Below are 18,064 nucleotides of genomic sequence, written 5' to 3' on the forward strand. Positions count from 1 at the left end.
CCACCGCGATCAACACCCACCGGAAGACCCTCTTCCCCTACACGCCGCTCTACCGATCTCCACCGGCCCCCCCGCCCCCGCCCCCGCCCCCGCCCCCGCCCCCGGCCGCGCCGCCGGGCCGTCCGACGACGTCATCAGGACCAGGGGCCTCACCAAGCGCTTCCGCGGCGGCCAGCTCGCCGTCGACGGGCTGGACCTGAGCGTGCCCCGGGGCAGCGTCTTCGGCTTCCTGGGCCCCAACGGCTCCGGGAAGACCACCACCATCCGGATGCTGATGGGCCTGATCGCGCCCACCTCCGGGGTGGCGACGGTGCTCGGCGAGTCGATGCCGCAGTCGGTGGCCACCGTCCTCCCCCGGGTGGGCGCGCTGATCGAGGGCCCCGCCCTGTACGGCTTCCTCTCCGGCCGGGACAACCTGGCCCGCTTCGACTCCGCCGACCCGACCGCCGACCCGCGCACCCGCGCCCGCCGCGTCGAGGAGGCGCTGGAGCGGGTGGGCCTGACCGCAGCGGCCGGCAAGAAGGCGCGGGCCTACTCGCTGGGCATGAAGCAGCGGCTGGGCCTGGCCTCCGCGCTGCTGCAGCCGCGCGAGCTGCTGGTGCTGGACGAGCCGACCAACGGTCTCGACCCGCAGGGCATGCGCGAGATCCGGGCGCTCGTCCGGGAGGTCGCGGCCGAGGGCACAACGGTCTTCCTCTCCTCGCACCTGCTGGACGAGATCGAGCAGGTCTGCACCCACGCGGCCGTGATGTCCCGGGGCCGGCTGCTGACCCAGGGCACGGTGGCCGAGCTGGCCGCGCGGGCCCAGGGACGGCTGGTGGTCCGGACGCCGGACGCCGTCCTGGCGGGCGAGGTGCTGACCCGGCACCGGGTGACCGACGTGGTGGTCGGCGCGGAGCGGGTGGACGGCGAACTCGCCGCACCGGCCGGGGGTGCGCCGGCTGGCGGACCGCCCGGCGGCGTTCCGGCCGACGACGTGTCGGCCGACGACGTGCTGGCCGGGCTGTGCGCGGCGCTGGTCGAGGCCGGCGTCCGGGTGCGCGGTTTCGGGGTCGAACGGGGAACGCTGGAGGACGCCTTCGTGGCGCTGACCGGGGAGGGCTTCGATGTCGCGGGCTGAGGTCCTGGCCACCGTCGGAACGGGGCGGCGGACGCGGACGGCCGCCGGGTTCCTGGCGCTGTTCCGCAGCGAGCTGGCGCTGACCTTCCGCCGGGTGCGCACGATCGTGCTGCTGGCCATCCTGGCGGTGCTGCCGGTGCTGATCGGCACCGTGATCAAGATCGAGACGGACGGGCCGCGCGGCGGCGAGGGTCCGGCCTTCATCGCCCAGGTGACCCAGAACGGCCTGTTCCTGGTGTTCACCGCGCTGGCCGTGGCGCTCCCGGTGTTCCTGCCGATGACGGTCGGCGTGGTCGCCGGGGACGCGATCGCGGGCGAGTCGGCCGGCGGCACGCTGCGCTACCTGCTGGTCGCCCCGGCCGGGCGCACCCGGCTGCTGGCCGCCAAGTTCGCCGCGGGCCTGGCGTTCTGCGTGGCGGCCACGGTGACGGTCGCGCTGGCGGCACTCGCCACCGGGGCGGCGCTCTTCCCGCTCGGCGAGGTGACGCTGATCTCCGGCGACACCATCGGCTTCACCGAGGCGCTGGTACGGGCGGTGCTGGTGGCCTGCGTGGTGGCGGCCTCGCTGGCCGGGCTGGTGGCGATCGGGCTGTTCGTCTCCACCCTGACCGGCAGCGGCATCGCGGCGATGGCGGCCACCGTCGGCCTGGTGATCACCGTGCAGATCCTGGACAGCTTCCCGCAGCTGCACGCGATCCAGCCGTACCTGTTCACCCACCACTGGCTGAGCTTCGGGGACCTGCTGCGCGAGCCGATGTACTGGGACGGGGTCCTGAAGAACCTCGGTCTCCAGGCGGCGTACGTGGCGGTGTTCGGCTCGGCCGCGTGGTCGCGCTTCACCTCGCGGGACATCACCGCGTAGACCGCGTGGGCGCCGGCGGCCGGCGGGTGGGCGCCGGCCGGCCGACGGGCGGGTCAGCGGGTGATGATCCTCGACGGCGGGTGATGGTCCTCGACGGCGGGTGGTGGCGGGGTCAGCGGGTGGTGACGGGGGCGCCCTCGGCCTGCGCGGCCCCGGGTCCCGGCGCGGGCGCCGGTCCCGACGCCGACCCCGGCTCCGGCTCCGGCAGGCCGCGGACCGCCGCCCGGCCCAGCCGGTCCGCGCGGACCCGGCGCACCGCGTCCCAGGTGAGCACCGCCAGCGCCGCCCACACCAGGGCGAAGCCGGCCCAGCGGGCGGGCGGCATCGACTCGTGGAAGACCGCGACGCCGATCAGGAACTGGAACAGCGGCGCCAGGTACTGCAGCAGCCCCAGCATGGTCAGCGGCACCCGGACCGCCGCCGCCCCGAAGAACAGCAGCGGGACCGCGGTGATCAGCCCGCTGAGCACCAGCAGCCCCGAGTGCCCCCAGCCGAACGACCCGGCCACCGCGTGCCCGAAGGTGCCCTTGCCGGTGATCTCCAGGTAAACGAGGTAGGCGAGCGCGAAGGGGAACATGAAGGCGCTCTCCAGCGCCAGGCTCTGCACCCCGCTGAGGCCGACCGTCTTCTTCAGCAGCCCGTAGGTGGCGAAGGAGAGGGCCAGGGTCAGCGCGATCCACGGCAGCCGCCCGTACCCGACGGTCAGCACCGCCACGGCGGCCGCGCCGATGCCCACCGCCGCCCACTGCGCGGTGCGCAGCCGCTCCTTGAGCACCAGGACGCCGAAGGCGATGGTCACCAGGGGGTTGATGAAGTAGCCGAGGCTGGTCTCCACGACGTGGCCGGCGTTGACGCCCCAGATGTAGACGCCCCAGTTGACCGAGACCACGGCGGCCGCGGCCGCGGACATCACCAGCTTGCGGGGCTCGCGCAGCAGCGGGCGTATCCAGTCCCAGTGCCGCATGGCCGTCAGCAGCAGCACCATCGCGACCAGCGACCAGACCATCCGGTTGGCCAGGATGTCGTCCGCCTCGGCCGGCTCCAGCAGCGGCCAGAAGAGCGGGAACAGCCCCCAGATGCCGTACGCCGCGAATCCGTACCAGAGGCCTCTGCCGGCCTCCCCCTGGGTTGTCCCTGCCATGACGGCCTGCCCTCCGCGCGCGTGTGATCCGAGCCGACGGTAGCGGGCGGGAGGGCGAGCTGTCATCTCCGTATCCACCTTTTGGTCATGACAGGTGGGTCACGGTCCCGCAGGGCCTCCCGTCCCGGTCCGCGGGGCCGGCCGTCCGGCCCCGCGGGGCCGTTCAGACCGCCAGGGCCGCGCGCACGCTCTCGGCCAGCGGGACGGTCGGGCGGCCGATCAGCCGGGCCAGGTCGCCCGGGGTGCCGGCCAGCTCGCCGCGCGCGATGCCGGCGTCGACGTCCACCAGGATCTCGGCGAAGCCCTCCGGCAGGCCCGCGCCGATCAGCACCTCGCGGTGCTCGGCCGGGGTGACCACGCGGTGCTCCACCGGCCTGCCCGAGGCCTGCGCCAGCTCGGCGGCCAGCTCGGCGAAGCTCCAGGCGGCGTCCCCGCTGAGCTCGTACACCCGGTTCTCGTGGCCCTCGCCGAGCAGGACGGCGACCGCCGCGTCGGCGTAGTCCCGGCGCGGCGCCGAGGCGACCCGGCCGCCCTCGCCGGCGCTGCCGACCACCGCGCCGCGGGCCACCGTGCCGGCCGCGTCGCCCAGGTAGTTCTCGGTGTACCAGCCGTTGCGCAGCAGCGCGAAGGGCAGCCCGGACCCGCGGATCGCGTCCTCGGTCCCCCGGTGCTCGTCCACCAGGCGGAAGGTCGCCACCCCGGGCGCACTGGTGTACGCGAGCAGCGCGACACCGGCGGCGCGCGCCGCCTCGACCACGGCCGTGTGCTGCGGGACCCGCCGGCCGACCGCGTTCCCGGAGATCAGCAGCACCCGGTCGCCGGCGGCGAAGACCCCGGCCAGGGTCTCCGGGCGGTCGTAGTCGACCACGTGGACGGCGACCCCGCGCCCGGCGAGGTCGGCCGCCTTCTCGGCGGAACGGACGGCGACCGCGACCTCGCTCGCGGGCACCTTCGCCAGCAGGCCCTCGACGACCAGACGGCCGAGCTGTCCGGTGGCACCGGTGACGACGTACATGGGGTTGCTCCCTCGGTTGTCCCTCGTTGACTTCGACACTCACCCTAGGGAGTGCACTCTCTTTCGGTAAGTACGCACTTTGAAGTACGGTACTGGCATGGAGGTAATGACCAAGGAGTTCCCGCCGGCGGACGTGCTCGACCGGATGTGCCCGTCCCGGGGCGTGCTGGAGCACGTCACCAGCCGCTGGGGCGTACTGGTGCTGATGGCGCTGAGCGAGCGCGGCTACCGCTTCAGCGAGCTGCGCCGCCGCGTCTCCGGCGTGAGCGAGAAGATGCTCGCCCAGACCCTGCAGACCCTGGAGCGCGACGGCTTCGTCCTGCGCGAGGCCCATCCGGTGATCCCGCCGCGCGTCGACTACAGCCTGACCGCCCTCGGCGAGGAGGCCGCCGGGCTGGTCGCCGCGCTCGCCCACTGGACGGAGCACCGCGTGCCGGCCGTCCTGGAGGCCCGCGTCGAGTACGACAACCGCGAGCGCTGAGGCGGCCGTTCAGCCCGCGGGGCGCGGTGGACCCGGCGGGCCCGGTGGACCCGCGGCCCCGGGCTCAGCGGGCGGTGCGGTCGATGAGCGCGGCGAGCCCGTCCAGGACCCGGGCGAGGCCGAAGTCGTACGCGTGATCCGGGCTGTACGCCCCGCCGTGGGCCGCGCCGGCGGCCGCGCCCACCCGGGCCGCGGTGGGGTGACGCTCGGCGTCGAAGACCCGGGCCAGCAGGGGGGCGTTGGCCGCCCACCACCGCTCGTCGCTCATCGCGCTGTCCTGTTCGGCGGCCCGCTCGTCGGCGGCCACCCGGGCACAGGTCTGCACGAACCCGAGCAGGTGGGTGAGCGCCGCGTCCAGTTCGACGTCCGGCAGGCCGGTGCCCTCCAGGGCGCGCAGCTCGTACTCGTACTTGGCCATCAGGCCCGGCCCCAGCGGCGGGCGGCTGGTGGAGACCTCGGCCACCCACGGGTGCGCCCGGTACAGCGCGCGGTTGTCCTCGGCCACGGCCGTCACCCGGGCCCGCCAGCCGTCGTCGGCGGGGGTGGCGCGGGTCATCCGGGCGTAGACGGTGTCGAGCATCAGGTCGAGCAGTTCGGCCTTGCCGGGCACGTAGGTGTACAGCGCCATCGGGGAGAGCCCGAGCTCCTGGGCGATCCGGCGCATGGTGACGGCCTCCACGCCCTCGGCGTCGGCGACCGCGACGGCGGCGGCGGCGATCTCCTCGGTCGACCGCGCCTGCCGGGGGCCGCGCCGGCCCGGCCGCTCCTGCGCCGTGACCCCCCAGAGGAGGGCGAGGGTCCGCGCGGGATCGCCTGCGCTGCTGCGGTCGGTGGCCATGCGCCGATCCTTTCACGGCCCGCCCGGCGGCCACCCGGTACCGTCACGCCATGACCGCCGCCCCCGAGTCCGAGCCGCTGCCCGGCCTGCCCGAGCCGGTGGCGGTGCTGCGCGCCCGCGTCACCTGCCGCCGCTGCCACCGCCCGCTGCACGACCCGGAGTCCCGCATCCTGCGGCTGGGGCCGGAGTGCCGGGACCCGGCCGAGCGCGTCCCCCGCCACGAGGTCCCCCAGGAGCCGATCCCCGGCGTCGACGGCGGCCCCGGCCGCTGAGCCGGGGCCGCCGGACGAGGTGGTGGCGGCCCGTCAGAGCGCGGCGGCGACGGCCGCCGCGACGAACACCACCTGCATCGCCGTCCGGGCGGGGAGGGCCGTCACCGGCCGGCCGCCCAGGGTCAGGCCACGGCGGGCGGCGGAGACGTTGGCCGGGAACATCGCGAGCATCAGCAGCGCCAGCCCGGCCGCCGCGAAGGGCGCCAGCGGCGGCACCAGCAGTCCGGCGGCACCGGCCAGCTCCAGCACGCCGGTGAGGGTGACCAGCAGCGCGGGGCGCGGCAGCGCGGCCGGGATCATGGCGACGAAGTCCCGCCGCCAGCTCGGCACGAAGTGCGGCACCCCGGTGAACACGAACATCAGGGCGAGGCCGCCGCGCAGGGCGGGCTGCCAGGCCTCGAGGGCGTCCACCCCCGCGAACCCGAGCGCCCGGAGCGCGACGGAACCAGCGAACAGCGCGATGAGCGGGATCATCCCGTTCCCCCCAGTGGTGTCACCGATGAATCTTGTCATCGGCAAGATTGGGGGGAGCGCCTCCATCTTGTCAACGTCAAGATAGGATCGGACCCGCAAGCGCCCGACCCCCGGAGGTGAGCAAGATCAGTCAGCCGACGTACCATCACGGCAACCTGCGTCGCGCCGTCATCGACGCCGCCCTCGACGCGATCGGCGAGTCCGGCCCGACCGGCTGGAGCCTGCGCGAACTCGCCCGCCGCGCCGGGGTCTCGCACGCCGCCCCCGCCCACCACTTCGGCGACAAGGCGGGCCTGCTGACGGCGGTGGCCGCCGAGGGCTTCGAACTGTTCGCCGCGAGCCTGGAACGGGCCGCCCCCGACGGCCTGGAGTCGGGCGTGGCGTACGTGCGGTTCGCGATCGACCACCGGGCCCACTTCGAGGTGATGTTCCGGCCGGAGCTCTACCGCGCGGACGACCCCGCGGTGGCCTCGGCCCGCGATCGCGCCGGCCGGGTCCTCACGGCCACCGCCGGCGGCTTCGCCCCGGACCCGGCCCGCAGCCGGGCGACCACCATCGCCGCCTGGTCGCTGGTCCACGGCTTCGCGAGCCTGTGGCTGAGCGGCGCCCTGGCCGAGAGCGCGGACGCCGACCCCGAGGAGCTCGCCCGGGAGGTCCTGCGACTCGTCTTCGGCGGCCGCTGACCCTCCGGCGGATCCGGGACCGGTGCCGGTGTCGGTGGCGGTGGCGGTGGCGGTGCCATTAATGCCGGGGCCGGGGAGGACACCGCTCCCCCGCCGGGGGGAGCCGCCGCCGGACGGCTCCACCGGACGGACGGCGGGGGCCCGTCCGCCGGACCGACGCCACCGCGTGCCCGGAACGGAAGCATCGTCGGTATGACGAACACCACCGGCCGCGCCCCCGGGGACCACGCCGCCGACCCCGGCGACACCGCCGACCCGACGCCCCCGCCCCCGCGCTGGGCGGTCAGGGCCGCCCACGCCGCCGCCCTGGTGACCCTGCCCTCCGGGCTGTGGCGGCTGCTGCTGGCCGCCGGGTACACCGCCGGCTACACCGAGGCCGGGTACCGGGAGCTGGACCCGCAGGGCTGGGGCGCGCTCTACGTGGTCGGGCTGAGCCTGGCCATCGAGCTGACGGGCCTGGCCACGCTGGCCCTGGTCCGCCCGTGGGGCGAGGTGCTGCCCGCCCGGCTCCCGCTGGTCGGCGGCCGGCGCCCCGACCCCCGGACGGTGACCCGGGTGGCCTGGCTCGCCACGGTCGTCCTCGTGGTGACCTGCCTGCCGTTCGCCGCCTGGTGGGCGCTGCCGCACCCGCAGATGACCTCGCTCGGGAGCCTGCTGGTCGGCCTCCTCTACCTGCCGCTGGCCGCCGTCGGCCCGCTGGCCGGGGCGGTCACCTACGCCTACCAGCGCCGGCACCGCCGGGCCTGACGCCCGGGCGGCGACCACCCGCGCGCCGCACGGTTCCCCCCACAGGGGGAGGCGGATCGGCGGCGCGGACGATGGGGCCGGCCCCGGTGGCGCGGGATCGTCGGAGCACCGCCCGGCGTACGCGCGACCCGCCACGCGCCGGGCCCGACAGCCGTGGACGAGGAGCACCCGATGAAGGCCGGACGGAACGCCGCCAGCACCACCACCGCGACCACCGCCCCGCGCTGGGCCGTGGTGGCCGCCTGGCTGACGGTGTGCTGCACGATCCCGTCCTGCCTCTGGCGGCTGGCGCTGGCCGCCGGGGTGGACGTCGGCTTCACCGGCTCGCTGCGCGAGCTGTACCGAGGCCTCGACATCCTGGCGTACGTCCTGGTGCTGTCGGTCGGTTCGGAGCTGGCCGCGAGCCTGACGCTCGGCCTGGTGCGCCCGTGGGGCGAGCGGCTGCCGGCCTGGGTGCCCCGGCTGGGCGGCCGCCGCGTCCCGCCGATGGCGGCGGTCATCCCCGCGGTGGCGGGCGCGTTCGCGGTGACGGCCCTCTGCGCGGCCCTGACCCTCGCGCCCGGCGGCCCGCTCGCCAACCCGGAGTTCCCGCAGGGCACGGCCCGCGTGGTGATGGGTCTCTGCTACGCCCCGATGCTGGCCTGGGGCCCGCTGCTGCTGGCCGTCACGCTCTCGTACGCCCGTCGCCGCCGCGGCGAGCACCGACCCGCTCCGACCGCGGCACTCGCCTGACGCCCGCCCGGATGGCCGGAACCGCATGGGAATCCGGCCGGAAAGGGCCCCGGCCGCTATCTCCGTACAGTGTACACTGTACTGCGTACGGGATAATCGCCGACGAAGGGCAGTGCTTTGACCCTGAGCACCACCGAGTTCGACCGCCAGCTCTCCCGTCTCGTGGAGCTCGGCTACCCCGACCTGGCCGGGCTCACCGAGGACGCCTTCCGCGAGCTCTGCGACCCGCTCCGTGAGCAGGTCGCCGACCTGCCGTGGGAGCCCGACGAGGGCCGCGCCCCGTTCCTCCTGGTCGCCACCCGGGCCCTGGTTCCCATCGAGCGGACCGTCCCGCTCACCACCCTCACCGGCCGGGCCAAGCCCGGCGTCATCGACCGCAGCTTCGCGGACGGCGACCTCGAACGTTTCCTCCCCGTCCCCGAGGTGGCGCTGCCCGACTCCCCGGCCTACCTCCTCCTGGACGCCGACCGGGGCGAGGAGTTCTGCGGCGCCGCGCCACGGGACGCGATGGCCACGATCGCCGAGCGCGGGCGCACCCCGCTCACCATCGAGGAGGGACTGGCCTTCGTGACACTGCATCCGCAGGCACTGGCCAGGAACAAGTGCTTCTCGCTCGGCGCCTCCCGCTGCGGCGACCGCCGGGTGCCGGCCACCTGGATCAGCCAGGGCGCCCCCAAGCTCGGCTGGTGCTGGGAGGGCAACCCGCACACCTGGCTGGGCATGGCCTCCGCCGCCGGCCGCACCGGCGCCTGACACCGGCCGCCGCACCACCGCGCCGCCGCGCCGCCGCATCACCGTGCCGCCGCACCGGCGCACACCGAGAACGGGCGGGTGCCCCCGCACCCGGGGGCACCCGCCCGTTCGGCCGTCGGGCCCGTCCGGGCGGCTACTCGACCGTCCAGGTGTCGTTGCCCGCCAGCAGCGCGGCGAGGTCGCCCGTCCCGTGCCGCTCCACCGCCGTCTCCAACTGGCCGGCCATCAGCTCGTCGTACACCGGGCGCCGCACGCTGCGCAGCACCCCGATCGGGGTGTGGTGCAGGGTGTCGGCGTCGGCGATCCGGGAGAGCGCGAAGGCCCCGGCCGGGCCTGCGGCGTGGGCGTCGTGGACCAGGACGGCGTCCTCGTTCTCGGCGGTCACCCCGGCCACGTACAGCTCACCGGTGTCGGCGGAGCGGAAGACGCCCTGGCCGCCGTCGGCGCCGAAGCGGATCGGCCGGCCGTGCTCCAGCCGGATCAGCGCCTCGTCCCGGGTGCCCGGCTCCTTGAGCACCTCGAAGGCGCCGTCGTTGAAGATGTTGCAGTTCTGGTAGATCTCCACCAGCGCCGTGCCCTCGTGCTCGGCCGCCGCCCGCAGCACCGACTGCAGGTGCTGGCGGTCGGAGTCGATGGTCCGGGCGACGAAGGTGGCCTCGGCGCCGAGGGCCAGCGAGAGCGGGTTGAACGGGGCGTCGAGCGAGCCCATCGGGGTGGACTTGGTGATCTTCCCGACCTCGCTGGTCGGCGAGTACTGGCCCTTGGTGAGGCCGTAGATACGGTTGTTGAACAAGAGGATCTTCAGATTCACGTTCCGCCGTAGCGCGTGGATCAGGTGGTTGCCGCCGATGGACAGCGCGTCGCCGTCCCCGGTCACCACCCAGACCGAGAGGTCCTGCCGCGAGGAGGCCAGACCGGTCGCGATCGCCGGCGCCCGGCCGTGGATCGAGTGCACCCCGTAGGTGTTCATGTAGTAAGGGAAGCGCGAGGAGCAGCCGATGCCGGAGACGAACACGGTGTTCTCCCGCCGGATCCCCAGCTCCGGCATGAACGACTGCACCGCGGCCAGGATCGCGTAGTCACCGCATCCGGGGCACCAGCGCACCTCCTGGTCCGTCTTGAAGTCCTTGGCACTCTGTTGGGCCTCGGCCTTCGGCACCAGCCGCAGGGAGGGGTACTGCTCGCTCATCGGGGGTCCTCCTCGCTCGCCGCCTCGCCCAGGTTCCCGATCGCCGCGCCCAGCACGTCCGCCAACTGGGCCGCCTTGAAGGGGAGTCCGCGCACCTGGTTGTACGACTGCGCGTCCACCAGGTACTTGGCGCGCAGCAGCAGGGCCAGCTGCCCGAGGTTCATCTCGGGGACGATCACCTTGTCGTAACTCCTCAGCACCGCGCCGAGGTTGGCCGGGAACGGGTTGAGGTGGCGCAGGTGCGCCTGGGCGACCCGCCCGCCGTCCGCGCGCACCCGGCGCACCGCCGCCGTGATCGGCCCGTACGTCGAGCCCCAGCCCAGCACCAGCAGCCGGGCGTCGCCGCTCGGGTCGTCGACCTCCAGCGGCGGGACGGCGACGCCGTCCACCTTGGCCTGGCGGGTGCGCACCATGAAGTCGTGGTTGGCCGGGTCGTAGGAGATGTTGCCGGTGCCGTCCTGCTTCTCGATGCCGCCGATCCGGTGTTCGAGGCCGGGCGTGCCGGGCACCGCCCAGGGGCGGGCCAGGGTCTGCGGATCGCGCTGGTACGGCCAGAAGGCGCCGTCCTCGCGGTTCGGCCCGGTCGCGAAGTCCGGGGCGATCTCGGGCAGTTCGTCGACCTCGGGGATCCGCCAGGGCTCCGAGCCGTTGGCCAGGTAGCCGTCCGAGAGCAGGAAGACCGGGGTGCGGTAGGTGACCGCGATCCGGGCCGCCTCCAGGGCCGCGTCGAAGCAGTCGGCCGGGGTGGCCGGGGCGACGATCGGCACCGGGGCCTCGCCGTTGCGTCCGAACATGGCCTGCAGCAGGTCGGCCTGCTCGGTCTTGGTCGGCAGACCGGTGGACGGCCCGCCGCGCTGGATGTCGACCACCAGCAGCGGCAGCTCCAGCGAGACCGCCAGACCGATGGTCTCGCTCTTGAGGGCGATGCCCGGGCCGGAGGTGGTGGTCACCCCGAGCGCGCCGCCGAAGGCCGCGCCCAGGGCCGCGCCGATGCCGGCGATCTCGTCCTCGGCCTGGAAGGTGCGCACGCCGAAGTTCTTGTGCTTGCTCAGCTCGTGCAGGATGTCGGAGGCCGGGGTGATCGGGTACGAGCCGAGGTAGAGCGGCAGTCCGGAGCGCCGGGCGGCGGCGATCAGACCGTAGGACAGCGCCAGGTTGCCGGAGATGTTGCGGTAGCGGCCGGCCGGCAGCCGGGCCGGCGGCACCTCGTAGGAGACGGCGAAGGACTCGGTGGTCTCGCCGAAGTTCCAGCCCGCCCGGAAGGCGCTGATGTTCGCCTCGGCGATCAGCGGCTTCTTGGCGAACTTGCTGCGCAGGAAGGACTCGGTGCCGTGGGTCGGCCGGTGGTACATCCAGGAGAGCAGGCCCAGGGCGAACATGTTCTTCGCCCGCTCGGCGTCCTTGCGCGCCAGCCCGCTGTCCTTCAGCGCCTCCAGGGTCAGCGAGGTCAGCGGCACCTTGTGCAGGTGGTACGCCTCCAGCGAGCCGTCCGCGAGCGGGTCGGCCCCGTAGCCGACCTTGGCCAGCGCGCGCTTGGTGAACTCGTCGGTGTTGACGATGATCTCCGCGCCGCGCGGCAGGTCGGGCAGGTTGGCCTTGAGGGCCGCCGGGTTCATCGCCACCAGGACGTTGGGCGCGTCACCGGGAGTGAGGATGTCGTGGTCGGCGAAGTGCAGCTGGAAGGACGACACGCCCGGCAGGGTCCCGGCGGGGGCCCGGATCTCGGCCGGGAAGTTGGGCAGGGTGGAGAGGTCGTTGCCGAAGGAAGCCGTCTCCGAGGTGAACCGGTCGCCGGTGAGCTGCATCCCGTCGCCGGAGTCGCCGGCGAACCTGATGATCACCCGGTCCAGTCTGCGGATCGGCTTGGCACGCCTGGGCTGCGGCCCTCCCGGAGCGGGCGGACCACTGGGGCCCTTGCCCTCGCCCGGGCCGTCCACTGCCTCTGACTGATCGACCTGACTGGTCACTGCCGCGGACCTCCTCGTGGGCATCAGCCGCGGGCGTGAGCCGTGTGCCCCGTCCGCCTGGTGCACCTCTCGCATCCTATGCGGGTGGGGATTGCCTTGGACGGAACTCCCGCATGCGGCGGGAAATGGCCGCCGTACATCGACGACAACAACGCCGGGTGGCTGGTTCATACCACCCGGGGGCGGTCCGCCGAGGGTCCGGCGACGGTCCGCCGAGGGTCCGGCGGGCGTCCGGCGGCGGTCCGGAACGGCTCCGGCGGGGGCCGACGCGAGGCCGGCGCAGGGCCCGGCAAGGGTTCCGGCGGGCGGCCGGGCTCCCGGGGCCGACGGACGGCCGCGGGACCCCTGCCGGGTCCGGGCGGGCGGGCCCGTCAGGAGTTCAGGTAGGTGAGTACCGCCAGCACCCGGCGGTGGTCCTCCGGGCTCTGCGCGAGGCCCAGCTTCTGGAAGATGTTGCTGACGTGCTTCTCCACGGCGCCGTCCGAGACCACCAGCTGCTTGGCCACCGCCGTGTTGGTGCGGCCCTCGGCCATCAGCCCCAGCACCTCGCGCTCGCGCGGGGTCAGGCCCGCCAGGACGTCGCCCTTGCGGCTGCGGCTGAGCAGCTGCTGCACCACCTCGGGGTCCAGCGCGGTACCGCCCTCGGCCACCCGGACCACCGCGTCGACGAACTCGCGCACCTCGGCGACCCGGTCCTTCAGCAGGTAGCCGACGCCCCGGGTGGAACCGGCCAGCAGCTCGGCGGCGTAGCGCTCCTCCACGAACTGCGACAGCACCAGCACGCCCAGCCGCGGGTGGCGGCCACGGAGGGTGACGCAAGCGCGCAGGCCCTCGTCGGTGTGGGTCGGAGGCATCCGCACGTCGGACACCACCACGTCCGGCAGGGCGTCGGCGGCGGCCAGCTCGTCGATGGTCCTCAGCAGGGCGTCGCCGTCCGCGACGCCGGCCACGACCTCCAGACCGCGGTCGGTCAGCAGCCTGGTCAGGCCCTCCCGCAGGAGTACGGAGTCCTCGGCGATGACGACGCGAAGCATGGCGGCCTTCCAGGTGGTCGGACTGACGGGTGCCAGTCTTCCCTATCGGCAGGGCGCCCCGACGGGGTTTTCCCGGCCCCGGGCCGCCCTCGTCCGGATCACGGCGCCACGGCCCCGGACAGCACCGCCGCGCTCACGGAACGTGCTCGCCGTGGCCCCGGACCGTACCCGCCGGTGGCCGCGGGGCGCCGGGCGCGGGGACCGCGGCGCGTCCGATCGCACCGCCACCGGGTGCACCCGGGCCGGACGTACCGCGACCGGTCACATGGTGCGGATGGCCACCGCGTCGCACAGCCCCTGCAGGGCGGCCTTCGCCGGGCAGTCCGGCAGCGGCTCCAGCAGCGCGCGGGCCTCCTCGGCGTGCCGCAGGGTCTCCCGGCGGGCCCGCTCCAGCGCCGGGTGGCGGCGCAGCAGTCGCAGCGCCTCGGCGTGCAGCTCGTCGTCGGCCAGGTCCAGGGTGAGCAGCTCGCGCAGCCGCAGGTCGGCCGGGTCGGACTCGTCCACCGGCATCTGGGTCAGCAGCAGGATCGGCAGGGTGGGCACGCCCTCGCGCAGGTCGGTGCCGGGGGTCTTGCCGGACTCGTGGCTGTCGCTGGCGATGTCCAGCACGTCGTCGGCCAGTTGGAAGGCGGTGCCCATCCGCTCGCCGTACTCGGTGAGGATGTCGATGACCCACTGCTCGGCGCCGGCCATCTGGGCGCCGAGGCGGCCGGAGACGGCGATCAGCGAGCCGGTCTTGCCGGCGATGACGTCCAGGTAGTGGCGCAGCGGGTCGTCGTCCGGGCCGGGGCCGGCGGTCTCCAGGATCTGACCGGTGACCAGCCGCTCGAAGGCGTCGGCCTGGAGGCGGACCGCGTCCGGGCCGAGGGCGGAGAGCACCTGCGAGGCGCGGGAGAACAGGAAGTCGCCGGTGAGGATGGCGACCGAGTTGTCCCAGCGGGAGTTGGCGCTGGGGGCGCCGCGCCGCACGGGTGCCTCGTCCATCACGTCGTCGTGGTAGAGCGTCGCGAGGTGGGTGAGCTCCACGACCACGGCGGCCGGCACCACGCCGGGCGCGTACGGGTCGCCGAACTGGGCGGCGAGCATCACCAGCAGCGGGCGGAAGCGCTTGCCGCCCGCCTCGATCAGGTGACTGGCGGTGACGGTGATGAACGGGACGTCACTCTTGACGGCCTCGATGAGCGCGGTCTCCACCGCGTCCATCCCGGCCTGGACATCGCGGGTCAGATCGCGGTCCTGCACGCTGAGCCCGAAGGGTCCCACGACGGTCACGAAGACCACTCCTCTGCCCTGGTCGATCTGGCGGTCTGGTCCCTTGGTGCCGCCGCTGGCCTTACAGGCAGGGTATCCGGTCGTGAGTGGATCACTGCACGGGCGTGCGGATCCTGTCATGATCGGGCCCTATTCGCTGGTCAGCAAGGGTGCGGATACGGCGCGTCCGGGCCGCGCCGGTAAGGGCGCGACCCGGACGGACGGTGCCTCAGCGAACGAACAGCGAGGCCTCGGACGCGAGGTCCAGGAAGTACTGGGGCAGCAGCCCCAGGGCGAGGGTGACCAGCACGCCGAGGCCGATCGCGGTGGCCGTGAAGACGCTCGGGATGGCCACGGTCGGACCGCCGGGCCGCGGGTCGGAGAAGAACATCAGCACGATGACGCGGATGTAGAAGAACGCCGCCACCGCCGAGCTGAGCACGCCCACGATCACCAGCGGGGTGGCCCCGCCGGCCGCCGCGGCCTGGAAGACCGCGAACTTGCCGGTGAAGCCCGAGGTCAGCGGGATCCCGGCGAAGGCCAGCAGGAACAGCGCGAAGACCGCCGCGACCAGCGGCGAACGCCGGCCGAGCCCGGCCCAGCTGGAGAGGTGGGTGGCCTCGCCCTTGGAGTCGCGCACCAGGGTGACGACCGCGAAGGCGCCGAGCGTCACGAAGGAGTACGCCAGCAGGTAGAAGAGCACCGAGCTCAGGCCCTGCTTGTTGGTGGCGATGACGCCGGTCAGGATGAAGCCGGCGTGCGCGATCGAGGAGTAGGCGAGCAGGCGCTTCACGTCCTGCTGGGTGACGGCCAGGACCGCGCCGACCACCATGGTGAGGATCGCCACGCCCCACATGACCGGCCGCCAGTCCAGCCGCAGGCCGGGGAAGGCGACGTAGAACAGCCGCAGCAGCGCGCCGAACGCGGCGACCTTGGTGGCCGCCGCCATGAAGCCGGTGACCGGGGTCGGGGCGCCCTGGTAGACGTCCGGGGTCCAGGAGTGGAACGGCACCGCGCCGACCTTGAAGAGCAGGCCGACCGAGAGCATGGCCAGGCCCACCAGCAGCAGGGCGTCGTTCTGGGTGGTGGACAGCAGCGCCGCGGTGGCCGGCGCCCGCCCGGAGATGACGTCCGCGATGTGGCCGAGCCGCACGCCGCCCGCGTAGCCGTACAGCAGGGCGGTGCCGAACAGGAAGAACGCCGAGGCGAAGGCGCCGAGCAGGAAGTACTTGACCGCCGCCTCCTGGGAGAGCAGCCGGCGGCGCCGGGCCAGCGCGCAGAGCAGGTACAGCGGGAGGGAGAGGACCTCCAGCGCCACGAACATCGTCAGCAGGTCGTTGGCGGCGGGGAAGAGCAGCATGCCGCCGATCGCGAACATGGTGAGCGGGAAGACCTCGCTGGTGGTGAGGCCGGCCCGGACCGCGGCCCGCTCGTGCTCGCCGCCGGGGGTGGCGGCGGCCTGGGCGGTGAAGGTGTCGGCGGGCTCCCCGCCGGCCTTCGGCTCCAGCCGGCGCTCGGCGTAGGTGAACACCGCGACGATCCCGACCAGCAGGATCACGCCCTGCAGGAAGAGGGCGGGGCCGTCGAGCGCGACCGCGCCCTCCGCGAGCAGGTCGACCTTCTCGGAGCCGTACCCCTGGGCGGCGAGCACCACCACGGCGGTGAACGCGCCGCCGAGGCCGAGCAGGGCGAGCGCGACCTGGGCCGGGTGCCGGTACCGGCGGGGCAGGAAGGCCTCCAGCAGGATGCCGACCACGGCGGCGCCGAACACCACCAGCATCGGGGAGAGCAGGCCGTACTCGATGTGCGGCGCCGGGATGCTGGGGCTGTTGCCGCCGGCGGCGGCGAGCCATCCGGTGGTGCTCACTTGTGATCACCTCCTGAGGTGGCGGCGACCGGGTGGGCCGGCGCCGGGTCGGTCTCGTGGACCTGTGAGAGGGTCCGGTCCACCGAGGGGTTGACGATGTCGGTGAGCGGCTTCGGGTAGACCCCGAGCAGCACGGTCAGCGCCACCAGCGGTGCCACCACCGCGAGTTCGCGGACCTTCAGGTCGGGCATGGACCGCACGCCCTCCCGGACCGGGCCGGTCATGGTGCGCTGGTACAGCAGCAGGGCGTACAGCGCGGCGAGCACGATGCCGAAGGTGGCGACGATGCCCAGGGCCGGGTACCGGGTGAAGGTGCCCACCAGGACCAGGAACTCGCTGACGAAGGGGGCGAGCCCCGGCAGCGACAGGGTGGCCAGACCGCCGATCAGGAACGTCCCGGCGAGCACCGGGGCGACCTTCTGCACACCGCCGTAGTCCGCGATCAGGCGCGAGCCGCGACGGGAGATCAGGAAGCCCGCGACCAGCATCCACGCGGCGGTGGAGATGCCGTGGTTGACCATGTAGAGGGTGGCGCCGCTCTGGCCCTGGCTGGTCATCGCGAAGATGCCCATGATGATGAAGCCGAAGTGCGAGATCGAGGCGTACGCGACCAGCCGCTTGATGTCCTTCTGCCCGACCGCGACCAGCGCTCCGTAGAGGATCCCGATCACCGAGAGCACCAGGATCGCCGGGGCGAAGGTCTTGGAGGCGTCCGGGAAGAGCCCGAGGCAGAAGCGGAGCATCGCGAAGGTGCCGACCTTGTCGACCACCGCGGTGATCAGCACGGCCGTCCCGGCGGTGGCCTCGCCCATCGCGTTGGGCAGCCAGGTGTGCAGCGGCCAGAGCGGGGCCTTGACCGCGAAGGCGAAGAAGAAGCCCAGGAAGAGCGCCTTCTCGGCGGTGCCGCTGAGCTCCAGCTTCCCGCTCTGCACCGCGGAGGTCAGGGTCTGCAGGTCGAAGGTGCCGACCCCCTGCTCCTGCCCGATGACGTACAGCCCGATCACCGCGGCCAGCATGATCAGGCCGCCGAGCAGGTTGTAGAGCAGGAACTTGACCGCCGCGTAGCTGCGCTGACGCCCCGAATCGGGGCCGCCGGCCCGGTCGCCGAAGCCGCCGATCAGGAAGTACAGCGGGATCAGCATGGCTTCGAAGAAGACGTAGAAGAGGAAGACGTCGGTGGCGTAGAAGGAGACGATCACCATCGCCTCCAGCGCCAGGATCAGGGCGAAGAAGCCCTGGGTGCGGCGCTTGCTCTCGAAGCTCCCCTCCGGCGCGGCGACGGCCGGGTCGGCGTCGTGCCAGGAGGCGAGCATGACCACCGGCACCAGCACGGCGGTGAGCAGCGCCAGCACCGCGCCGATGCCGTCCACGCCGAGCGAGAAGGTGATCCCGAAGGAGCGGATCCAGCTGTAGGACTCGGTCAGCTGGTAGCGCGCGGCTCCGGGGCCGGTGTCGAAGCGGGCGGTGACCACGGCGGCGAGCACCAGGGTGAGCGCCGAGACGGCCAGGGCGACGGTCTTGGTGGTACGCCGCCGCGCCTCGCTGGACCCGGCGGGCAGCGCGGCGGTCAGCACCGCGCCGGCCGCCGGGACGGCGCAGGTGGCGGTCAGCAGGTAGCTCACGACCGCCTCCCCGGGG

Annotated in this window: 18 protein-coding genes; 8 read left to right on the forward strand and 10 right to left on the reverse strand. The window is 73.9% G+C overall.

Annotated elements, in window-relative coordinates:
• Positions 1-55 precede the first annotated feature (55 nt).
• Both ACWEQL_RS03825 and ACWEQL_RS03830 read left to right on the forward strand, forming a co-directional pair.
• Positions 56-1,120, forward strand: a complete 1,065-nt coding sequence (locus tag ACWEQL_RS03825) for an ABC transporter ATP-binding protein (protein ID WP_452148618.1) — start codon at positions 56-58, stop codon at positions 1,118-1,120.
• Positions 1,107-1,982, forward strand: a complete 876-nt coding sequence (locus ACWEQL_RS03830) for an ABC transporter permease (RefSeq protein ID WP_452148535.1) — start codon at positions 1,107-1,109, stop codon at positions 1,980-1,982. The genes ACWEQL_RS03825 and ACWEQL_RS03830 overlap by 14 nt, the downstream gene beginning before the upstream one ends.
• Positions 1,983-2,094: 112 nt before the next feature.
• Here the strand turns inward: ACWEQL_RS03830 and rarD are convergent, their stop codons facing one another.
• Positions 2,095-3,123 carry an EamA family transporter RarD gene (gene rarD / locus ACWEQL_RS03835; protein WP_452148536.1) on the reverse strand — a complete coding sequence of 343 codons (1,029 nt, stop codon included), beginning with the start codon at positions 3,121-3,123 and terminating at the stop codon, positions 2,095-2,097.
• Positions 3,124-3,286: 163 nt separating this feature from the next.
• Positions 3,287-4,138: an SDR family oxidoreductase gene (locus tag ACWEQL_RS03840; protein ID WP_452148537.1), complete on the reverse strand. Its 852-nt coding sequence runs from the start codon at positions 4,136-4,138 to the stop codon at positions 3,287-3,289.
• A 97-nt stretch (positions 4,139-4,235) separates the two neighbouring features.
• Here ACWEQL_RS03840 and ACWEQL_RS03845 point away from each other — a divergent pair, with 97 nt between their 5' ends.
• The gene (locus ACWEQL_RS03845) at positions 4,236-4,619 is read left to right on the forward strand and encodes a winged helix-turn-helix transcriptional regulator (RefSeq protein ID WP_452148538.1); all 384 of its coding nucleotides are present in this window, start codon (positions 4,236-4,238) and stop codon (positions 4,617-4,619) included.
• A 64-nt stretch (positions 4,620-4,683) separates the two neighbouring features.
• Here ACWEQL_RS03845 and ACWEQL_RS03850 read toward each other — a convergent pair whose 3' ends face one another.
• The gene (locus ACWEQL_RS03850) at positions 4,684-5,457 is read right to left on the reverse strand and encodes a TetR/AcrR family transcriptional regulator (RefSeq protein WP_452148539.1); all 774 of its coding nucleotides are present in this window, start codon (positions 5,455-5,457) and stop codon (positions 4,684-4,686) included.
• Positions 5,458-5,507: 50 nt separating this feature from the next.
• Here ACWEQL_RS03850 and ACWEQL_RS03855 point away from each other — a divergent pair, with 50 nt between their 5' ends.
• Positions 5,508-5,729 (forward strand): DUF6011 domain-containing protein, encoded by a 222-nt coding sequence (locus tag ACWEQL_RS03855; RefSeq protein WP_452148540.1) that lies wholly within the window; start codon positions 5,508-5,510, stop codon positions 5,727-5,729.
• A gap of 33 nt (positions 5,730-5,762) precedes the next feature.
• Here ACWEQL_RS03855 and ACWEQL_RS03860 read toward each other — a convergent pair whose 3' ends face one another.
• Positions 5,763-6,203 (reverse strand): DoxX family protein, encoded by a 441-nt coding sequence (locus tag ACWEQL_RS03860; protein ID WP_452148541.1) that lies wholly within the window; start codon positions 6,201-6,203, stop codon positions 5,763-5,765.
• A 125-nt stretch (positions 6,204-6,328) separates the two neighbouring features.
• On the opposite strand from ACWEQL_RS03860, the gene ACWEQL_RS03865 reads away from it, so the two are divergent.
• From ACWEQL_RS03865 to ACWEQL_RS03880, 4 genes are all read left to right on the forward strand, one after another.
• On the forward strand, positions 6,329-6,886 hold the full coding sequence (locus tag ACWEQL_RS03865) for a TetR/AcrR family transcriptional regulator (RefSeq protein WP_452148619.1): 558 nt from the start codon (positions 6,329-6,331) through the stop codon (positions 6,884-6,886).
• A gap of 192 nt (positions 6,887-7,078) precedes the next feature.
• Positions 7,079-7,633 (forward strand): hypothetical protein, encoded by a 555-nt coding sequence (locus tag ACWEQL_RS03870; RefSeq protein WP_452148542.1) that lies wholly within the window; start codon positions 7,079-7,081, stop codon positions 7,631-7,633.
• Positions 7,634-7,804: 171 nt separating this feature from the next.
• Positions 7,805-8,365, forward strand: a complete 561-nt coding sequence (locus ACWEQL_RS03875) for a hypothetical protein (RefSeq protein ID WP_452148543.1) — start codon at positions 7,805-7,807, stop codon at positions 8,363-8,365.
• Between the two features lie 117 nt (positions 8,366-8,482).
• Positions 8,483-9,118 (forward strand): DUF5701 family protein, encoded by a 636-nt coding sequence (locus ACWEQL_RS03880; RefSeq protein ID WP_452148544.1) that lies wholly within the window; start codon positions 8,483-8,485, stop codon positions 9,116-9,118.
• A gap of 133 nt (positions 9,119-9,251) precedes the next feature.
• Here ACWEQL_RS03880 and ACWEQL_RS03885 read toward each other — a convergent pair whose 3' ends face one another.
• The 6 genes from ACWEQL_RS03885 to ACWEQL_RS03910 all read right to left on the reverse strand — a co-directional run bounded on the left by ACWEQL_RS03885 (position 9,252) and on the right by ACWEQL_RS03910 (position 18,048).
• On the reverse strand, positions 9,252-10,307 hold the full coding sequence (locus ACWEQL_RS03885) for a 2-oxoacid:ferredoxin oxidoreductase subunit beta (RefSeq protein ID WP_452148545.1): 1,056 nt from the start codon (positions 10,305-10,307) through the stop codon (positions 9,252-9,254).
• Complete coding sequence (locus ACWEQL_RS03890; protein ID WP_452148546.1) at positions 10,304-12,274, reverse strand: 2-oxoacid:acceptor oxidoreductase subunit alpha; 1,971 nt, start codon at positions 12,272-12,274, stop codon at positions 10,304-10,306. Before ACWEQL_RS03890 ends, ACWEQL_RS03885 begins: the two co-directional genes overlap by 4 nt.
• A 371-nt stretch (positions 12,275-12,645) precedes the next feature.
• Positions 12,646-13,308, reverse strand: coding sequence for a LuxR C-terminal-related transcriptional regulator (locus ACWEQL_RS03895; protein ID WP_452148547.1), 663 nt, complete (start codon positions 13,306-13,308; stop codon positions 12,646-12,648).
• A gap of 261 nt (positions 13,309-13,569) precedes the next feature.
• Positions 13,570-14,580: a polyprenyl synthetase family protein gene (locus tag ACWEQL_RS03900; protein WP_452148548.1), complete on the reverse strand. Its 1,011-nt coding sequence runs from the start codon at positions 14,578-14,580 to the stop codon at positions 13,570-13,572.
• 208 nt (positions 14,581-14,788) lie between these two features.
• On the reverse strand, positions 14,789-16,426 hold the full coding sequence (nuoN, locus tag ACWEQL_RS03905) for an NADH-quinone oxidoreductase subunit NuoN (protein ID WP_452148549.1): 1,638 nt from the start codon (positions 16,424-16,426) through the stop codon (positions 14,789-14,791).
• Positions 16,423-18,048 (reverse strand): NADH-quinone oxidoreductase subunit M, encoded by a 1,626-nt coding sequence (locus ACWEQL_RS03910; protein ID WP_452148550.1) that lies wholly within the window; start codon positions 18,046-18,048, stop codon positions 16,423-16,425. Before ACWEQL_RS03910 ends, nuoN begins: the two co-directional genes overlap by 4 nt.
• Positions 18,049-18,064 lie beyond the last annotated feature (16 nt).

The sequence above is a fragment of the Kitasatospora sp. NPDC004240 genome (assembly GCF_053603215.1).